This window comes from Ancylobacter crimeensis (assembly GCF_023016805.1).
GTDB lineage: Bacteria > Pseudomonadota > Alphaproteobacteria > Rhizobiales > Xanthobacteraceae > Ancylobacter > Ancylobacter crimeensis.
The window spans coordinates 61,296-80,869 of record NZ_JALKCH010000006.1 but is presented as its reverse complement, the minus strand read 5'-3'; the positions used below and the strand labels follow the sequence as shown (position 1 = coordinate 80,869).

9 protein-coding genes are annotated in these 19,574 nt (G+C 68.2%); 8 read left to right on the top strand and 1 reads right to left on the bottom strand.

Going from position 1 to position 19,574, the window contains the following annotated elements:
* Positions 1-18 precede the first annotated feature (18 nt).
* The 3 genes from MWN34_RS10090 to MWN34_RS10080 all read left to right on the top strand — a co-directional run bounded on the left by MWN34_RS10090 (position 19) and on the right by MWN34_RS10080 (position 5,416).
* Positions 19-2,670, top strand: a complete 2,652-nt coding sequence (locus tag MWN34_RS10090) for a condensation domain-containing protein (RefSeq protein WP_247028933.1) — start codon at positions 19-21, stop codon at positions 2,668-2,670.
* Between the two features lie 52 nt (positions 2,671-2,722).
* Complete coding sequence (locus MWN34_RS10085; RefSeq protein ID WP_247028932.1) at positions 2,723-3,841, top strand: alpha/beta hydrolase; 1,119 nt, start codon at positions 2,723-2,725, stop codon at positions 3,839-3,841.
* A 738-nt stretch (positions 3,842-4,579) separates the two neighbouring features.
* The gene (locus tag MWN34_RS10080) at positions 4,580-5,416 is read left to right on the top strand and encodes a response regulator transcription factor (RefSeq protein ID WP_247028930.1); all 837 of its coding nucleotides are present in this window, start codon (positions 4,580-4,582) and stop codon (positions 5,414-5,416) included.
* Positions 5,417-6,209: 793 nt separating this feature from the next.
* Here the strand turns inward: MWN34_RS10080 and MWN34_RS10075 are convergent.
* Positions 6,210-8,096 (bottom strand): GumC family protein, encoded by a 1,887-nt coding sequence (locus MWN34_RS10075; RefSeq protein WP_281502960.1) that lies wholly within the window; start codon positions 8,094-8,096, stop codon positions 6,210-6,212.
* Between the two features lie 948 nt (positions 8,097-9,044).
* Between MWN34_RS10075 and MWN34_RS10070 the strand changes: the two genes are divergently transcribed.
* From MWN34_RS10070 to MWN34_RS10050, 5 genes are read left to right on the top strand one after another with little or no spacing between them, the layout of a single operon-like run.
* Positions 9,045-15,098 carry a cupredoxin domain-containing protein gene (locus MWN34_RS10070; protein WP_247028926.1) on the top strand — a complete coding sequence of 2,018 codons (6,054 nt, stop codon included), beginning with the start codon at positions 9,045-9,047 and terminating at the stop codon, positions 15,096-15,098.
* 34 nt (positions 15,099-15,132) lie between these two features.
* Positions 15,133-15,735, top strand: coding sequence for a hypothetical protein (locus MWN34_RS10065; RefSeq protein ID WP_247028925.1), 603 nt, complete (start codon positions 15,133-15,135; stop codon positions 15,733-15,735).
* 50 nt (positions 15,736-15,785) lie between these two features.
* The gene (locus MWN34_RS10060) at positions 15,786-17,669 is read left to right on the top strand and encodes a hypothetical protein (protein ID WP_247028924.1); all 1,884 of its coding nucleotides are present in this window, start codon (positions 15,786-15,788) and stop codon (positions 17,667-17,669) included.
* Positions 17,666-18,244: an SCO family protein gene (locus tag MWN34_RS10055; RefSeq protein WP_247028923.1), complete on the top strand. Its 579-nt coding sequence runs from the start codon at positions 17,666-17,668 to the stop codon at positions 18,242-18,244. The genes MWN34_RS10060 and MWN34_RS10055 overlap by 4 nt, the downstream gene beginning before the upstream one ends.
* Complete coding sequence (locus MWN34_RS10050) at positions 18,241-19,572, top strand: ABC transporter substrate-binding protein (protein WP_247028922.1); 1,332 nt, start codon at positions 18,241-18,243, stop codon at positions 19,570-19,572. The genes MWN34_RS10055 and MWN34_RS10050 overlap by 4 nt, the downstream gene beginning before the upstream one ends.
* Positions 19,573-19,574: the final 2 nt, after the last annotated feature.

The window sequence follows — 19,574 nt, the reverse complement described above, 5'->3', positions numbered from 1 at the left end:
ATCATGAATGAAACGGCCATGAAGACGGACGCCACCCAGGCCTTCGTACCGGACGTGCCGGAGAGCGGGTCGCAAGATCTGCTCCGTTTTCCGTGTTCGTCGTCGCAGCAGCGCTGCTGGTTCATCAATGCGCTGGACCCCGGCAGCGCCGCCCTCAACGTGGCGCTGCGCTGGGATCTCACCGGGCCGGTTCGGGACGAGGCGATCGAACAGGCGTTCAATATGATCGTGGCGCGCCACGAGGCGCTCCGCACCCGCTTCGTGGACGTCGACGGCGAGCCGATGCAGGAGGTGGTGCCCGAGCTGACCCTCACGCTCGACGTCGTCGACCTGCGGCACCTGCCGCCCGAGAGCCGGGCCCAGACCGCGCGGCAGCTCGCCGAACGGGAATCGCACCTTCCCTTCGACCTCTATGCCCTGCCGCTGACCCGCATCACCCTGTTGCGCATGGCCGACGACCGGGTGAACATTCTCCTCACCGTGCACCAGATCGTGTTCGACGGCTGGTCGATCCGGGTGATGGCCAACGAATTCGGCGAATGCCTCGCCGCCATCGAGGAGGGGCGTGCCCCGGAGCTGCCCGAGCTGCCGCTGCAATATGGCGACTATGCCCGTTGGCAGAAGGAATATCTCGCGGTCGAGGCGCCCCGGCATGAGCGCTACTGGTACGATCAGCTGGTCCACGCGCCCTATTTCGAAGTGCCCGGCGACTTCCCCAAGCCCGACCGACCCTCGCATCGCGGCATCATCCTTGCCGAAATGCTCTCGCCCGAGATGGGCGGCCGGATGGAGGAGACCGCGCGCCGGCTCGGCGTCACGCCCTTCGCGCTCGGCTGCGCGGCGACCGTCGCCATGCTCCGCTGCGTGAGCGGCTGGCGCGACATCACCATCGGCACGCAGGTGGCGGGGCGCGACGACGCGGATCTGGAGAACCTCGTCGGCGTCTTCATCAACAATGTCGTGCTGCGGGTCGATACGCGGCATGTGACGCGCTTTTCCGAGCTGCTGGCGCGGACCAACGACACGGTGCGCGAAGGGCTGGTGCATCAGGCCATGCCCTTCCATCGGCTGGTGGAACTGCTCAATCCCCCGCGCGATCCGGCCCGCACCCCGCTGATCTCGGTGAACTTTACCATGCTCAAGGGCGCGCTCGACGCCAGGAGCTATGGCCCCTTCCATCTGGATGGCGTGCCCTCGGTTTCGGCGGGCTCGCTCTACGACCTCAACTTCTTCGTCGTGCGCTGGCCGGATGGCTGGCGCATGGCGATGGAATACAACCCCGACATCTTCAGCGAGGAGACCGGGCGCGCCTTTCTCGCGCTGTGGCACGCGACCATGCAGCGGGCCACCCTGGAGCCCGACTTCGCGCTGGAAAGCCTGGTAGCGCCCGAACGCAAACCGGTGCCGCCGCGCGAGGTGAAGCCGGCGGCCGCCGGTCATCCCGGCGCGGCATCCGCGGTCCCCGCGCGCGTCGCCAGCCCGGCGACCGAGCAGGCGCTGGCCGCCATCTGGCGCGATGTGCTCGGTGTCGCGGAGCCGAAGGCCGATGCCGATTTCTTCGCGCTGGGCGGCCATTCGCTGCTGGCGATCCGCATGCTGTCGCGGGTGCGCGAGCATTTCGGCCACCGTATCGACCCGCTGACCCTGTTCGAGGCGCCGACCCTCGGCCAGCTCGCCGCCCATATCGATGGCTTGACGGAAGGGGCCCAGGCGGACGAGGCGAGCGCAGATGCGGCGCGCGCGGATGCGGCGCGCGCGGATGCGGCGCAGGCGGGCCTGCCCGCCGCGGCCGGTCGCGACGCCCCGCCCCGGATCGAGAGCTGGAACGTGGTGCGGATCCAGCCCGAAGGGCAGGACGTGCCGATCATCGCCATCAACAACACGCTGGCCTATCGCAATGTCGCGCTCGCCATCGGGACGGCGCATCCCTTCATCGGGGTGCAGCTCTTCGACCCCAACAGCCCGCGCGTGATCGAGGAGCGTCCGCTCGAGGCCTTCGCCACCGACTATGTCGCGCTGATCCGCGCCGCCCGTCCGCACGGGCCCTATGTGCTGTTCGGCCTGTGCGTGGCCGGCGCGCTGGCCTATGAGGCGGCGCGGCAGCTCGAGGAAGCGGGGGAGGTCGTCTCCCTCGTCGTGCTGGCCGATACCTGGCGGCCGGGCTTCATCGCCGACCTGCCCGCGCCCCGGCGCGCCCGGTTCCAGCGCGCCTATCGCTGGCACATGCTGAAGCGGCACATGGCGCGCCTTTCGGCGCGCGAGACCGGGCTCGCCGACGTGCTGGCGACCTATCCGAGCATCCGCCGCACCGGCGTTCTCCGGCTCGCCGGCCGGGTCGGGATGATCGAGGACCGCGCCTACAACCAGGAGGACTGGGGGAACCGCTGGTTCCTGGCGACGCTGGAGCGCGCCCGCAACGCCTACCGGCCCCGTCCGATCAAGGCGCCGATCGTGCTGCTGCGCAGCGAGGAGATGATCACCGCCGATCTCGGGGAAGACATGGGATGGTCTCCCCTGCTGCCGCAGGTTCCGAAATCCTACGCGATACCGGGCTGGCACGCCGACATGTTCCAGGGCGAGGGCGCGCGGATCATCGCGGCGCATCTGCAACCGCTGCTCCGGCAGATCCCGGCAAGGAAGCCGCGCTCGCCCCAATTGGCGGCCGAGTGAGCGGGCGATGCCCGCGGGCCGGCAACGGCAAGGCCGATGGCGGTCCGCGATCGTGCTTGCGGTGCTGGTCGCGATCCTCGCCTTTTCCGGGTTGGCCCTCGCCGCGCTGGGCCTTGCCGGAATTGGCCGGCCGGAGAGCTGGCGCGTGAGCGGGCAGGCGGGGCGGCCGATCGCCACCTTCGCCGCCACGCTGCTCTCGCAGGCCCGCCGGGCCGTCGCCGGCCCCCGCGACATCCTCCACGAGACGCTTCGCCTGCCGGATGATGGAACGTCGCGATCGACCCCCTTCATCACCGTGGATGTCTGGCATTCGGCCGCCGCCGGCCGGCGGGAGCGCCGTCTGCTGCTCTACACCCCCGGCTCGGGCAAGACCCGCCGCGACAACGCTGCGACGGCGGCGGATCTCGCCGCGCGGGGTTTCGTCGTGGTGGCGCTGGACGACATCGAGCAGGCGCCGGAACTCGCGCAGAGCGGAATGCGGCCGCTGGCGTTCGATTTCAGCTCGGGCTCGGCCTATGAGGCGACGCTCGGGGACGGCGACGTGAAGGTCGCGCTGCAGGCGGCGCGGCTGTCGAGCGTGCTGGACCGCCTCGCCGCTCTGCAACGGCAGCCGGATGCGCCGGCATGGCTGGCCGGCCTGCCGCTCGATCGCGTAGGCGCCTTCGGCTGGTCGTTCGGCGGCTCGACGGCCGCGGAAGCCAGCATCGGCGACCCGCGCATCGTCGCCGTCGCCAATCTCGACGGCTGGCTGTTCGGCATGGCGGCGCGCGGGGGCGTCGCGGTGCCCTATCTGCTGATGCTGAGCGACTTCCCCTTTCCGGCGGATCCCGTGCTCGACGATCCGGTGCCGGAGCGGCGCTACGAGGCACGGCTGACCCGTCGCGATCTCATCGAGGAGCGCCGCCTCATCGAACGGCCGGAGAGCCTCGCCATCCGCTTTCCGCGCACGGTTCACGAAAACTTGTCCGACCTCGCTGCGGCACCCGCATACTGGCGCACCTGGTTTCGGGTTGACCCGATCCGCACCAAGGCGTTGGCCGATTCCTGCCTGGCCGCTTTCTTCGGCCGTCATCTGCATGACCAGGCGGATGATGGCCGGAAGGATGCGGGCTGCCTGGACGAGAGTGTCCTGCCGTCCGGGGTGGAGCGTCTGCACACGCTCGCGTGGTAGCCTGATTGCCCGTTTCCGTGCGGCATTGAGCCGAACGGTGTTGCCCAAGGGGCACGGTTATTCCAGGCGCCCATACAATTTCACGAAAGTAAAAACCATTCCTCCATGAGAAATATTCCACGTCTTATGGATGAAATGTGGCCTTCGAAATAATCCGAAGGGTGTGGGACGGCGATATCTTTCGGATGATGCCGCAAGCGAATTGAGTGGCTGTCAATCATTCATTCTGATATATTTCGAAAATCAAATTTTTCAAAAGTCGATGCGGATCTGGATTTATAAAGTGGAAATATCGCTCATAATTTGTGAGCGAGATGTGAGTCGCCCACCGCCAAATGATTAGGCTCCGCTGCCTGATTATTCGCCAAAGGGTGCATCTGGATGGTCCATCCCGTCCTCGGGTCCGGACCCAACTGGGGGTCGTCGCGTCAGACGCGACCCTCTCTTCCGTGCAGAGCGTTTCGGCAGGGTATGAACATGTGGGCTCATTCCCTTCAGCAATGTCCTCGAAAAAATTAGTTGCATTTTCGTTTTAATTATCGGAACATTTTCGCGTCGAGTTGGTTAGGGTCCTACTACGAAGTTGCGGACCCGCCTGTCCTGTCTCGTGTTCCGCGTATGCGGTTGGCGGCAGACGCTCAGTAATTTGGTAAGGTCGGAAGCCTCCTGCTGGTTTCCGGATAAGCATAATTGCGACATGAATATCCACACGGTCCTGGGCCTTCGATGGCTTGATCCATGTGGAGCATGCGCATCCCCGGGGGGTACGAAAGCATGGAAAGCGCCAATTTTGATGTAACGATCGACAGGGTTTCGCGTTACATCGATGTCGCGCCGCGAAACAGCGGTGCGAATTCTGAGCTGAAGGCTCTGAAAGCGAATAATATTCCCGTCGCAGGTCAGGCAGATGCCTGCATTGCTCTGATCGAGCCCCGGCGTCTGCTTGGCCAGTGCCTATCGATCGCGCTGCGTTCGGTGGACCAGGCGAATGCCCTGCGCGTTTATGGAAGCGTGGCGGAATGGCGGCAGTCCTCCGACGCGTCGACGACCGCGCTGGTCATCATCTCCGCGCCGGACCTCTCCGAAGACCTGACGGCGAGCTTCGACGTGAAGAAGGAGCTCGCCGATCTGAAGGCCTGCAAGCCGCCGGTCAAGTTCGCGATCCTCTCGGACCGGGAGTCGCCCAAGCACGTCATGAACGCCATCCAGAGCGGTGCGCAGGGCTATATCCCGACCAGCATCTCCATCGAGGTGATCGCGCAGATCCTGCAGCTGATGAAGTTCGGCGGCACCTTCGTTCCGGCGACCAGCCTGATGGCGATGGCGGACAATCCCGCCGCGCCGCAGATGCGGCCCACCGACGACAATTCGATCTTCACCTCGCAGCGCCAGCTCATGGTGGCGCGCGCCCTGCGCAAGGGTGCGCCCAACAAGGTCATCGCCTATCAGCTCAACATGTGCGAAAGCACCGTGAAGGTTCACGTGCGCAACATCATGAAGAAGCTGAAGGCCAAGAACCGGACGGAGGTTGCCCTCCTCACGGCCAACATGTTCCCGGACGATACCGGCAACTGATGACATCTTGCCGATGTCCCCGGCGTTTCGATGATAGGTGCCTTGCGTGTTTCTTAAAGACCCGTGCCTTTTCAAACGTTGTTATATTGCCTTTTTCGTTTTCATGATCCGCATCGCCGGTCACGGCCGTCGATGCTCCGTTGATGACGCGTCCGGCCTTTATGCCGGGTCATGTTGTGAGGCCGGCACCATCTTCATGGTGTCGGCCTCAACGTTTTCCGGCCCGAGCCGAAGGCGCAGAAGGCCAGGATCGTGCATGCAGCCCCGGGCCGCCGCGAGACGCGCGCCTCCTCCATGGCACGCGCGGAGGGGGTCCATAGGCGCCGACGAAGGTGCGACACACCCGAAAGTGACCATCCCCCGCCGCTTCCCCCAGCGCCTGTGTCCGGCCTTGTTGCCGAAGACGTAGCCCCGCCGCCGCAGTCATGGCGGTGACGGAGCGGAGGGGTGCCGCTGTCGTCGGGGCATCGCCTGCGCAGACGCTTCGCCGGCAAGGACCATCGCCGGCAACCGCACGGCTGCAACCTCTCCAGCCGCCATAGAGAGGCCGCCACCGGCCGCCCTACGGGTTGCTGCCCGCCATGCGGGTCGGTCCGGCGGGAGTGGAAACGGATGTCGGAAGGTGGCAGCGCCCGGACCGATGATTGTCCATAAGGCGCCGCGCTCCGCTCGGGCTTGCTGCGCGGCGCGGCCGGAGAAGCCGTGGCCGGGGAGACGGGCGGATGGATATGGCGGCGACGGAAATCGTCTGCGCCCGAAACGTCGGCCGCCTCCTGTTCCGTCTGCCGGGGCCTTATTGCCCGGCCTTGGTGATGACGGCGCCCAGCAGCCTGGCCTGCAGCGTCTGGAGCCAGTGCATGTCTTCCTCCAGCACGTTCCGGGTGATGCGCCCGGATTCGACCACCAGCAGCAGCGCGTCGAGGCAGACATACAGCGCGAGGCCGCCATGGGAGGGCGTCATCGGCGGCAGGTCGACCAGCACCACGTCGTAGTCCTTCATCACGCCGGCGAGAACCGCGCGCAGGGCCGTGGCGTTTTCCTGGTGGAAGGCGGCGGGCCGGGTCGAGTGGCCGAGCGGCAGCACGTCCACCCCCGAGCCCGGCAGGTTCTCCAGCGCGTCCGCCAGCCGCGCATGACCCTTCATGACCTCCAGCAGACCGGGCCGGTCGGTGGAGTCGGTGGCGCGGGTCAGGGTCGGGTTGGTCGTGTTGGCGTCGATCAGCAGCGTGCGTCGGCCGCTCATCGCGAACATGCCGGCCAGGTGGCAGGCGAGCACGGTCTTGCCCTCGCCCTCGCGATGCGAGGTGATGCCGAGGGTGAAGCGCTCGGCCGGGCGCATGCAGATGTCGACGCGCTCCCGGATCTCGATGAGCGCCTCGCGGGCGCGACGGCCGGGGAGGGGCAGCAGACCCGCGGCGGGCGCGGTCTGGGTGGTGGCCGAGAGCGTCGCCGGCAGCGCCGCCTGCGTCCGGCGGCGCGCTTTCGTGCGCAGCCGCTTCAGCCAGCTTCGCAACGCGCTGGTGGGCGAGGGCATGGAGCCCGGCAGGCTGCCGAGATATTCCAGCCCCAGTTCGCTGCGGATCTGCCGCGGCGAGCGGATGGTGTGGTCGAGCTGGTGGCGCAGCAGGCCGACGCCGGTGCCGAACAGCGCGCTGATCAGCAGACCGAGCGCCAGCACCATGGTACCGCGCGGCTCGGTCTTGGAAAACGGCGCCGTGGCCGACGTCAACACCCGCGCATCGGCGACCGGGAAGGACTGCCGCTGCACCGCTTCGGTGAAGCCCTGGAGGAAGCTCTCATAGACCCGCTGGTAGATCTGCGCGGTGGTCTCCAGCTCTTCCAGCGTCGCGGGGGGCTTGCCGCCATCGGCGGGGGCCGCATCGGGGTTGCCGGGGCTCGCGGCGGGTGCGCCGGTTCCTTCCGAGGGGCGGGCGATGCGGTAGTCGCGGCGGGCCTTGAACTCCTGCACCGCGCGCATCGCCGCGCTCATCTGGGTGCGCAGCTCCAGCGTGCGCGCCTCCAGCCAGTCGCCGCCGACGCGGGCGGTTTCCGACCGCGCGGCGAGCTGGTGGCGGATATAGGACTCGGCCGTCGCATTGGCGACCTCTGCCGCACGCTCGGGATTGGTCGAGCTGAAGGAGATGTCGATGGCGTAGGAAAGGCCGGAGCGGCGCACATCGAGATTGCCGGCAAAGGATTCGATGATGAAACGTTCCTTCGCCTCCGGGGACATCTGGATCGGCTGCGGCTTCCAGATGCGCGCCAGCATCCGGCGCATGATGCCCGGACGAGGCTGGAAGTCGGGATCCTCGCCGAGATTGAGCTCGGCGATCACCGCCTTGGCGATGCGTTCGGAGCGCAGCACCGCGATCTGGCTCTCCACCTGGGCGGTGTCGAGCGCGAGCACGGCGTTGCCGGTCTGGCTGTTCCACTGTTCCTGCACGCGAGGGTCGATGATGATCTGCGCACGGGCGGTGAACAGCGGGGTCGCCACCTTGAGGTAGAACCCGCAGACCAGAACCGCGAACACCATCGGAATGGCGATCGTCATCCAGTAGCGGAGAAAAAAGGAGGTAATATCGGAAAGGCTGAAATGATCGCGTGCCGGCGGTTCCTGAGACCAGTTGGGGCCGGCGGAAATCTGATTTCTCCTGAACGACGTCGAAGACGAAATGAACATCTTGCCTCACGCGCAATGGCTACGCTGTGCATCGGGATCGTCGGTCGGAGACGCGCTGCACGGGTGTTGAAAAAACCTCTCCGAGTTTAATGGAATTCCCGCACGGAACCTCGATCCAAAGGGACAAATCCGGGCATCCGGCTATCCTTTGGGAGCGTGCGCAGAGCGATAGGCCTATCCGTTCGATACCGGCATCGCCCATGTTTTCGCCCTGCTTGCGTGCCGTCGACCGACCCTGCCTGCGCGCCCCTCGCCGCGACCGCGCAAGCCGGAGAGAGCACCCCGGTCGGGCCGCGCGCTGGCGTGGTTCATCCGATACCAGCTTTAACGCATCGGAATACCGTTTCGAGTGTTGCGCCGCGACGTGCCCGAGCATGTCGCAAAGGCAAGTCAAACCATTGATGGAAGAGTGGTTTCATCCCTCTGCGGAAGGCATTCGCAGAGGAAGGATCCAGTATATTGCCTACCCCAGCGTTTTCGGATTCGTCTTGCTTGCGGGATCAGGGGAAAAGTGCGATAAACCGCCAACAAGTCGTAATTTGTGATCTTTATCGACCTGTGTTCGCCGCGTTTTTCGCGCATGTCGATGATTGTGTGTCTCTATTCCCGGGCTTTCCGGGTAACTGCGACTGGTGCCTGCGGGCGTATCCTTCGACCGAAGGCATGGCCGGATCGAACGGCGTTGTTCTGCTGACGTCGTGTATTGCGCAGTGAATCGTCCGTACATTTTCAAAGAGTACGATCTGTGAGGGCGTGATGGTTCCTCATCGCATGCTGTGTCCCTTCGGCAGGCCGCTCATCGGCGCGCTTTTCACGGGTGCCGTTCTGTCGGGCCTGGCAGCCGGCTTCCCCATGCCGCGCCGGGCGGAAGCGGCAGTCGCCCCCGCCGCCACATCCTCCGCCCCATCCCCGGCCGCTCCCGCGTGCAAGCGCAGGACCGTGGCGGAGGTGGTGGCATTCGAACAGGCCTATCTGCTGAACCGCTTCGGCTCCTACGTGCCCGCGGGCATGATGTTCGCGCTGAAGAGCGACGTGGTTCCCACCGACGGCCGCGCGCGTCTCGAGCCCGGCCACGTCCGGCTGAGGCCGGACAAGCGGCCCCGGCCCATCGTGCTGCGCGCCAATGAGGGCGATTGCCTCGACGTCCGCTTCACCAACCTTCTCGCCGATGCCAAATCGGAGGAAGGCGGCATCCCGCGCGAGAATGGCGGGCGCCTGCCGGACTATGCCGCGCCGCTGCGCGGCACTCCGCAGGACGGCGCTCTGGCGCGGCCGGAAAAGGTGAGCGTCGATGCCCCGCTCACCCGCGCCGCGTCCTTCCACATCACCGGCTTCGAACTGGTGCCGATCCTCGATGCCGAATGCCCGCTCGACGCGGCCTGCGGCGGGGATGGCGGCAATGTCGGCCTGCCGGCGCAGCAGGGCATCGGCTTCAACCCCGCCACCGGCGCCGATGTGCGCGCGAGCTTCGACATCGGTTCGCTGGCGAAGCCCGGCCAGACCGTGGTGACGCGGTGGAAGGCGGGCCGCGAAGGCACCTATTTCGCCTATTCCACCGGGGCTCCGGTGGGCGGGGAGGGCGATGGCGGGCAGATCGGTCTCGGCCTGTTCGGCGCCGTGACGGTCGAGCCGGAGGGCTCGAAATGGTACCGCTCGCAGGTCACTTACGACGTGCTGCAGGCGCTGCGGGGCAACAGCGGCGGCGGCCATCCCTATGGCGCGATCGACTATGACCGCACCGCCAGCATAAGAGGCCGCGTCCAGCCCGTGCTCGGCATGCTGGATGCGGACAACCGGATCGTCGCCACCGATCTCAACGCCATCGTCGTGCTGGACGAAAAGCATCCCGGCCAACCGGAATCCGCCCAGTGCACCGGCGCCGCCTTCGGCAACACCTGCCAGCGCTCGTTCCGCGAATTCACCGTCATCTTCCACGACGAGGTGCACGCCCAGCAGGCCTTCCCGGAGCTGGAGGACGAGGGCAATCCGCTGCACAGCCTGCGCGACGGCATGGGCATCAATTACGGCGTCTCCAGCATGGGATCGCTGGTGATGTCGACCCCGGCGATGCGCGGGGTCTGGCCGGCGAAGAACTGCCCGGAATGCCGGGCGGAGGAGTTCTTCCTCTCCTCCTGGGCCAATGGCGACCCGGCGCTGCTGCTGAAATATGACGACGACGACCGGGCGAGCGGCGCGCTCTACCCCGACGATCCCTCCAACGTGCACCATTCCTATCTCGGCGACCCGGTGCGGTTCCGCAACCTTCATGCCGGGCCGAAGGAGACCCACGTCTTCCACCTGCACGCCCACCAGTGGATGCAGGACGCCAGCAACCCGGATTCGAGCTATCTCGACAGCCAGACCATCTCCCCCGGCGCAACCTTCAGCTACGGCATCGAGTTCGGAGGAGCCGGCAACCGCAACTACACGCCGGGCGACTCGATCTTCCATTGCCACCTCTACCCGCATTTCGCTCAAGGGATGTGGGAGCTGTGGCGGGTACACGATGCGTTCGACGACGGCCGCCCCGGCTTCTTCCATGCCGACCGGCCGGTCGGCCCCGGCAACGACCCCGGCATGATGAACCTGCCGGATCCCGAAATCGCGGAAGGCACGCAATCCCCGGCTCTGGTGCCGATCCCCGGCAGCGCGCTGGCGCCCATGCCGACGGCGGCCTTCCGCGGCTATCCGTTCTACATCCCCGGCAAGGCCGGCCACCGCCCGCCGCAGCCGGTGCTCGACATGGATGTCGAGAACCCGCCCGCCAACCTCGCGGTCGAGCCGGACCCGGCGCAGATCGTCGATGGCGGCCTGCCGCGCCACGTGGTGGCCGACGGCACGCTGAACCGTTCGCAGCCGGTCTATGACGAGGCGATCCGCAAGGGTGGCGATGCCGCGCAGGTCATCGCCCAGCGCGTCGCCCGGCAGGATCCCGGCGCGGTCGAGGCCTTCGCGGCGAACTGGGCCAGCATCCGCATCGACCCGGTGCCCCATAGCGGCACGGCGGACGAGAAGCGCGCCATGTCGTTCCACGAGGGCAAGCTGGTGGCGCCGGGCCTTACCCCGGTGGCGGTGCCGACCTCCGGCCAGCCGCACGAGCGCTGGTGGGCGCCCGACACCGCCTATCGCACCTCATGGGCGGCGACGCTCAGCGCCCTGCAGAAGCCGCGCACGACGCCCGCGCTGTTCTTCGTCAACGACCGGCCGCGCGCCGCCGGGGCGCCCTTCGCCAATCCTTGCCCGGCGGGCATCCCGCAGCGCGACTACCGCGCCGCCTTCATCCAGACCGAGCTGACCTACAACAAGCATGGCTGGTTCGACCCGCAGGGCCGCATCGTCATCCTCGAGAACGACATCAAGGACGTCATCGACCCCAACACCCGCACCAAATTGCCGGAGCCGCTGTTCTTCCGCGCCAATTCGGGCGAGTGCATCGTCTTCAAGTCGTCGAACTTCATGCCCAACGCGCTGAATGCCGACGACTTCCAAGTCTATACGCCGACCGACACCATCGGCCAGCACATCCATCTGGTGAAGTTCGACGTCACCTCCTCGGACGGCTCGGCCAACGGCTTCAACTATGAGGACGCGACCTTCTCGCCGGAGGAGGTGCGCGAGCGCATCTTCGCCTATAACCGCTCGCCCCACGCCCCCGGCCAGCCGGCGCGTCTCGAACCCCGGCCGCATCCCCTGTTCCGGCCCGGCGGCGACATCTACGAGGCCGCGGCCGGCAGCGTCGACACCCCCATCTACGGCCCGATCCTGAAGAAGGGCCTGTGCCCGGCGCAGGAGGCCGGCGAGAGCGACCACGACTACGAGGCCCGGCTGAATCACGAGCACCCGCTCTGCGGCGCCCAGCGCACGGTGCAGCGCTGGTGGGCGGACCCCATCGTCAATCCGGTGACCGGCAAGGACAACACCCTGCGCACCGTCTTCACCCACGACCATCTCGGCCCCAGCTCCCACCAGCAGCACGGGCTCTATGCCGGGCTGGTGATCGAGCCGGCCAATTCGGTGTGGACCACCCTCACCACCAAGCCGGAAAGGACCGACTGGGCCGGGGTCCCCGCCAGCGGCGTGCTGGCCTGCGCCGGGGCGCCGGGAACGCCCGGCCGCCCGGCCTTCTGCGACAAGCTGATCGGCGGCTCCAACCTCGCCGCGAAGACCGCGCTCAATCTGCTGCGGCCGGGCAACCGGCTGGAGGGCCCGGTCGAGCCGCGGGTGCCGCTCAAGCTGCGCGCCGATGGCGGGCCGACCGCGACCAAGGTGAACATCACCGCCCCGGCCTGCATCGGCGACAGCGATTCCAACCCGTCGCAGCCCGCCTCCGGCCTCAACCGCGCCGCCCCCTCACGCGACGCAAGCGGCCAGATCGTCTGCCCGCAGGACCGCTACACCTACGACACCCGCCGTGAATTCGCGCTGGCGATCGCCGATTTCGGCATCGCCTACAACACCGCGCTGGAGCCCATCAATCCCGAGCCGCTCGGCGATTCCGCCATCCGCGACACCACCCGCGTGCGCTTCGGCCAGCGCCATGTCGCGACCGCGCTGGCCCACCCGCTCGGCATTTCCGGCGAGGATCCCGGCAGCCAGTATTTCAACTACCGCCACGAGCCGCTGGCGCTGCGCCTGTCGGAGGCGAGTCCCAATGCCGCGATCGGCGGCTGGGACTACCGGCAGGCGAGGGCGCGGGCCGACGGCACGACCCCTTGCCAGCCCGGCGACACCGATTGCCGGGGCGATCCCGCCAACGGCTTCAGCACCGCCGTCTTCGCCCGCAAGGATGAGGACCTGGCCCGCAACCCGCTGCCTGCCGTGGTGCTGCCGCAGACCCGCGCGCTGCTCGCCGGCACCCCGGCCGAATCCCTGCTCGACCCGGTGCTGGCCGATGTCGAGCAGTGGCGCCGCAACTTCAACTGCGCGCTCTATTCGGAGAGCCTCGTCAGCGCGGGCTGCCCGGCCGGGCTCCAGCGTCTCGAACCGTGGCGCGCCTTCGGCGACCCGGCAACGCCCATCCTGCCGACCTTCGAGCGGGACCCGGTGCAGATCCGCCTCATCCAGGGGGCGCAGGAGGCGCAGCACATCTTCACCATGAACGGGGTGAAGTGGTTCCGCCTGCCCGGCGCCTCGAACGGGGCCGCGATCAACGATTCCGGCTTCACCAACGCGCAGCCGCTCGGCATTTCCGAGCATTTCGAGTTCGACGTCACTGTCAATCCGGTGCAGATGCCGCGAGCCGACTACCTCTATTTCGGCTCCTCGGTCGACCAGCTCTGGGACGGGCTGTGGGGCGTGATGCGCAGCTACACCGCCCCTGCTCCCGGCGAGGCCCGCACGGACCCGCAACGCCCGCCGCTCGCCGCGCTCGACACGCGGCTGCGGGTGCCGAAGACGAGCGGCAATGTCGAGGAGCTCTGCCCGGCCGAAACCCTGCAGAAGAAGGACGCCTTCCGCTTCTTCGGCATCAGCGCGGTACGGGTGTGCGACCTCCACGGCGATTGCGAGGCGCCGTCCCCGACCGGCATCACCTATAACAGCCGCTTCGGCATCACCGACCCGCAGGCCCTCGCCTATGTGCTGGACCAGGACCCGGTCGATTGCGACGACCGCGCCGCCTGCGAGAGCCTGCGCACCAGCTGGTCGCGCCGGCCCAATGCGGAGGTGCTGGCGGAGCTGCGCGGCCAGTTCGTCGCCGGCCGGCCGCTGACGCCCCTCGTGCTGCGGGCGGCGGCGGGCCAGTGCCTCTATATCGGCCTGCGCAACCAGCTTCCCCCCGTGCTCGAAGACGGCCCGCTGCCGGACGATGCCGGCGGCCCCGTGCCGCTGCCGGAAAACCGCGCCTTCTACAATTTCCTGCCGATGATCACCGACGGCTTCAACATCAACCAGTTCCGCATGTCGAGCACGGTCGGGCTGTCGGCGCCGCGGGTGGCGCAGAACCCGGTGTTCGGCGACGGCTCCAATGTCGGTCAGAACAGCACGGCCGCCACCAATCGGGAGCGTGCCGGCTCGCTTGTGCCGCCCTGCACCGGAAACCGCGTGCATGACGGCCCGCTGGAGTTCAACTGCCGCGGCTCCATGATCTGGAGCCTCACCGATTTCCTCGCCACGGCGCAGGGCGCCAATACCCCGGTCGAGTTCGGCGCGCTGCCGCTGCGCAGCTTCGGCGATCCGATCAAGCACCCCGCCCATGGTCTCGTCGGCGCGCTGGTGGTGGGGCCGGTGGGCTCGCGGGTCTGCGCCGATGACCGCTTCGCCACCCGCTGGCGCAATCCCCTCACCGGGGTGATCGAGCGCCGCGAGACCGGCGGGCCGAGTGCGGAGATCTGCGACGCGGCGGGCAAGCACCTCTATGTCGACCATGCCCTCGTCATGCAGGACGCGGTGAATGCCCGGCGCGGCGACATGCCGGTGCCGAATCTGTGGGGCGCGGAGGAGCCGGACGATTACGGGGTGAAGGCCATCAACTATGCCACCGAGCCGCTCTGGGCGCGCACCGGCGGCGACCCCTCCCTCGCCTTCGAGGACCGCAACGACCAGGACCAGAGCCTGATGCTGAGCTCCGCCGAGGAGACGGTGGGCGGCGTGCTGCGCTGTCGGTCCGGCGTCTCGCCGATCCTGGCGCGGACCCATCCCTGCGACCCGGAGACCCCCGTCATGCGGGCCCGCCCCGGCGAGGTGGTGCGGCTCGAGATCGTCCATCCCGGCGGCCACACCCGCCAGCAGGGTCTCGCCCTCAGCGGCCATGTCTGGAACCCCTTTCCCTGGGACAAGGGTTCCCATGTCCTCAACCGGGAGGCCGGCTCCAGCATCCGGCAGGGCGTCTATAACGGCTTCGGCCCGATGATGGGGATCACGCTGGAAGTGCCCGCCGGCGGCGGGCAGGCGCGCCCCATGGACTACCTGTTCCGCAGCCAGGCGAGCTTCCTGTTCGACGGCGGCCTGTGGGGCCTGCTCAGGGTTCAGAACGATGAAACGTCCCCGACGCCTGCCCGCTAAGCGTGCCCGGCTGGTCCAACGCGAGGAGGTCCCCGTGCCCACAGTCACGCAGATCCTGGACGAGACCGGCTTCAGCGCCGGCGCGCAGAGCCTCGACTGGGGCACCGACGCCATGACCGGCCAGAGCATCGTCGGCATGCCCGTCTCCGGCCTGCCCGACATCTACGAGGCCAATGGCAGGCCGGTGGTGGTGAACGACCAAGGCGTGCAGGCCTTCGCTCGCGACACCACCAGCATGAACGTCAACCTGCCGGACCGCTCCTCCATGCTGGTGGCCATCGTGCCGCCGGCGGACCTGCTGCCCGACGCGGCGCCGATCAAGCTGAAATTCTACACCCCGCTCCGCGAGGTCGGCGCCTATGTGACGGCGGCGGGCGATTCCGACGCGCTGTGGAAGCGCCGGCTGCACGCGATCCTGTGGGTGCGCTTCACCGGCTCGCCCAACTGGGTCGCCTCCGTCTCCGCCAACGGCCCGATGGGTCCGGTGCTGCCCCACGGTACCCCGTCCAACGCCGCCTTCGTCGGTGTGCGGGCTCAGGGCACCGATACGATCGACGCGGTGACCTTCGACGGCACGCTGATGGGACGACGGCCGTTTCCCTATCTGGTCCTCTCCAACCTGCTCTGGGTCGCCTGACCATGGCCCGCGCGCGGACCATAGGGTCGCCCGCGGGACCTGTTCGGCGCTTGCTCGCCCATGCGGCGGGCTTTGGACTCATCGTCCTCCTCACTGCACTCACCACCCACCCGTCTGCGGCCCGTGCGGAGGGGGCCCAGAGCGGTGAGGCTGATGACGGCGGGGTGCATGTCGCCTGGACCATAAGGCCGCTGGCAGAGGCCGGCGAACCGGGGCTCGCAACGCTGGAGGTGCGCCTCAGCGAGGGCCTCGGCGGCGCTCCGCTGCGGCTCGATGGCGGGCAGGTCGCCGCCTGGCTGCAACGTCGGCGCAGCAGCGTGCTGGATGCCGAGGAGAATTGCGCGGATCGGGTAAAAGCCCTTACCGGCCCAGGGCTTGGCGCCCGCGCAAGCCTCGATCTCAACGATTACCGGCTGGTGACGCTCAACACCGACCGGACGCTTGCCATCATCAATCCCTTTGTCGGGCTGAGCGGGTCGAAGCTCGAAAGCATCACGGAATTGCCAGGCACGCCAAGGGCTTGGCTTACCATCCCCGAACGTGCCGAGGCCTGGGTCGCACTCGACGAGCCCGCCCGCCTGCTTGCCTTCGACCTGCAGGCCCGCCGCATCGCCCGCACCCTCGACCTTCCCGGCCCGGCGCGAACGCTGGGATATGACCCCGCGAGCCGCCGCCTCTGGCTCGCCTTCGTCGACGGAGGGCTCGCCAGCCTCGACATCGCCCGGCCGGATACGGCACTTTCGTCTGGTCAAGACCTTGGAACCATTGCTCTATTCTCCCAGCCGCAGCGCCTCGGCGAGGATGCGCTGTCGTTGCCCGGCGTGGTCAGCCTGCACCGCGACGGGACCGTGATCCTGCATGGAAACGATGGCGAGCGTCGCTGGATCCTGCCGGAACCGCCCGCCGTCGCCGGCTACAGCCCTCTTGCCCGCACGGTGCTGGTGGCGGCGCGCAACGGCACGCTGTTCTGGCTCGATCTGGCGCGTGGCGACTCTGCTGTGGAACGAAAGATTTCGATATATCATGATGTTAGTGCCATGTCCGTGTTCGATGGAGGCCGCCGGGCGCTGCTGATGGGAGCGGGCCGCGCCTCGGTGGTCGATCTGGCGCAGGGCACCGTGACCATGACCCTCGATGCGCCGGCCGCGGCGGATGCGCTGCTGGTGAGCGAGCGCTTCATCTATGCGATCGGCGCTTCCGAAGGGCGCGCCACCCTCTGGTCGATCGCCGATCTGCGGGCCGGCAAGCTGGCGCCGGTGTCGGTGCAACTCGGCCGTGCCGCTCCCGGCGGATCGGGTGCGGCGTTGACCGTTGCGGCCCCCGGCGGCGACGGCCTGCTCTTCGCCAATCCGACCGACGGCGCCGTCTATCGCTACAATGAAGGCATGATGGCACCGAGCGGGAATTTCTCGAATTATCGCCGCGCCGCCATCGCGCTCGACATCTTCGATCCCTCCGTGCGCGAGGTGGCGCCGGGGTTCTATCGCGGCGTCATCCGGGCGCAGGACGGCGGGGCCTATACGCTGGTCCTCGCCGCCCCGCGGCCGCGCTTTCAGGCCTGTGCAAGCGTGGAGCTGGAGGGAGGGAGACCGCCGCCGACCGAGGTGCCCAAGCCGCGCCCCGCCTTTGTCGGCGCCCGCCCGGCCGACCGCGCCGATCCGCTGTATACGACCATCGAAGTGCGGCTCGATCCTCCGAAGGAAAGCGCTCAGCCTGTTGATTCTGTTTCTGATCTGACGCTTCTTGTGTTCGACCGGCACAGCGGTTGGCAGGAGCGCGTGAAGCTGCGCCGCACCGACGGCGCCCTCTATGAGGCCGAGGTTCGGCTGCCTCGGCCGGGACGCTACGATCTGCTGGCATCGAGCATATCGGCCAATCTCGGCTACACCGACGGCTTCCTCGGCGCGCTGCCGCTCGGCGGGGCACGGCCATGAAACGGCTTTTCGCGACATCCCTCGCTTTGTCCGTCCTGTTCACGGCGGCGGCAACGGCAGGCGTGTCATGGATGTCGCCCGGCCCGCGCCTGCCTGCGGTCGATGTACTCGACCAGGACGGTCGCGCGATCCGGTTCAGCGAACTGTTCGGCGACCGGCCCGTGCTGGTGAGCTTCTTCTTCACCGGCTGCACCCGCATCTGCCCGCCCCAGACCGCTCTGCTGCGGGCCTTGCAGGAGGAACTGCACAATCGCGCCGAGGCCGGCGCGAGGCCGCTGCTGCTCTCGGTTTCGCTCAATCCGCTCACCGACACGCCCGGCGAGATCCGCGCCTATGCCGCCCAGTTCGACGCCCGCCTCGGCCGGCAGGAGGGCTGGCTGATGTTGACCGGCTCTTTCGAGGAACTGACACCGGTCTGGAGCGCCTTCCAGGCCGGAGGGACCGACCCCGACACGCATTCCGACACACTCTGGATCGGCTATCCGTCGCGTCGCCAATGGACGAGAACGAGCGTGCTGTCGCCGGAGGTCACGCCGCAACGGCTGGCCGAACTGCTGCTGCAGGCCGCGCCATGATACGTTACCCCGCCATCCTGTGTGCGTTCCTCGCCGCAACGATGGCGGCAGTCGCGACAACGGGCGCGGGTGCGGCGCCGGACGGACGCGCGCTCTATCAGGGCATCGCCGCCTTCGCACCGGGCACCACCAGCCTTCCCGCGGGCTTCGGCGCATGCGCCCGCTGCCACGGCGCGGATGGAGCCGGCAGCCGGGAGGGCGCGGTGCGCATTCCCCCGCTGGTCTGGTCCGATCTCATGCACCCGCGCGGCGACGCGCCGGCATTTCGCGACGAGGCCGCCGTGCTGGCCGCCATCGCGACCGGGGCAGGACGTGATGGAACGAGCCTGAATGCGGTCATGCCGCGCTTCCGGCTGGCGCCGGCCGAGGCCGCGGCACTCCTCGCCTATCTCCATCGGCTCGGCACGGCGAAGGATCTGCCGCCCGGCGTGAGCGCCGACGCGATCACGCTGGGAACGCTGCTGCCGCTCAGCGGGCCGTCCGGCGAGGTCGGGCGGGATGTGCTCGCCGGTCTGAAGCAGGCTCTCGGCGCAGCGAACGTCTCGGGCGGACCGTTCGGGCGCCGTCTCGATCTGGTTGACGTCGATACCGCCTATGGCGCGGAGGCGGCCGCCGCCCGGCTTGCCGAGGTTCCGGTCTTTGCCGTGGTCGGCGGTCTGTGGCCGACGCGCGGGCCGGTCGACCGGCTGCTGGCGGCGCATCGGATCGCCATCGTCGCACCGCTTGCGCCGGATGAGGCCACGCCGGCCGCCGCGGAATGGAGCGTTGAACTGCTGCCATCCTCCACCGCGCAGCAGGCGGCGCTCGCTGCCACCATGGCGGGATGCTCGCAGGGCGGGGAGCGCTGGATCCTCGCGGCGGACAATCAGGACGGCGCCAGTGCATCGTCCCCCCTCAGGCGATTTGCAGGGCCGGCCGAACTGCGCGCGGCGCTGGGGCAGGCGCCCGCACGCGGCTGCCTCGGCCTCGCCCTGTCGTCCGTGTCGACGCTGCGCGATGCCGTGCCGTCGACCTGGGAGCAGCGCGTCGTGCTGCCGGTCCCGGCGGCGCTGCTGCGCGACGACGAGGAGGACGGGGGCCCGTGGAAACGGCTCGGCGGCATAGCCGGCACGCTGCTCGTCGAGCTGCTTTCGCGCGCGGGCCCGCGTCTTTACGAACACGCCCTGATCGAGGCCGCCGACCGGCTTGGCGACTTCGCGCCACTCCAGCTTGCGCCGCTGCGCCATGCGGGCGGGCGATTCCTCGGCTGGCAGGCGGACATCATGGTCATTCCCGCGGCCCGGCCGGAGCCGGTGCCGCCGGGCACATCCAACCTCAAGGGAGGCTGAAC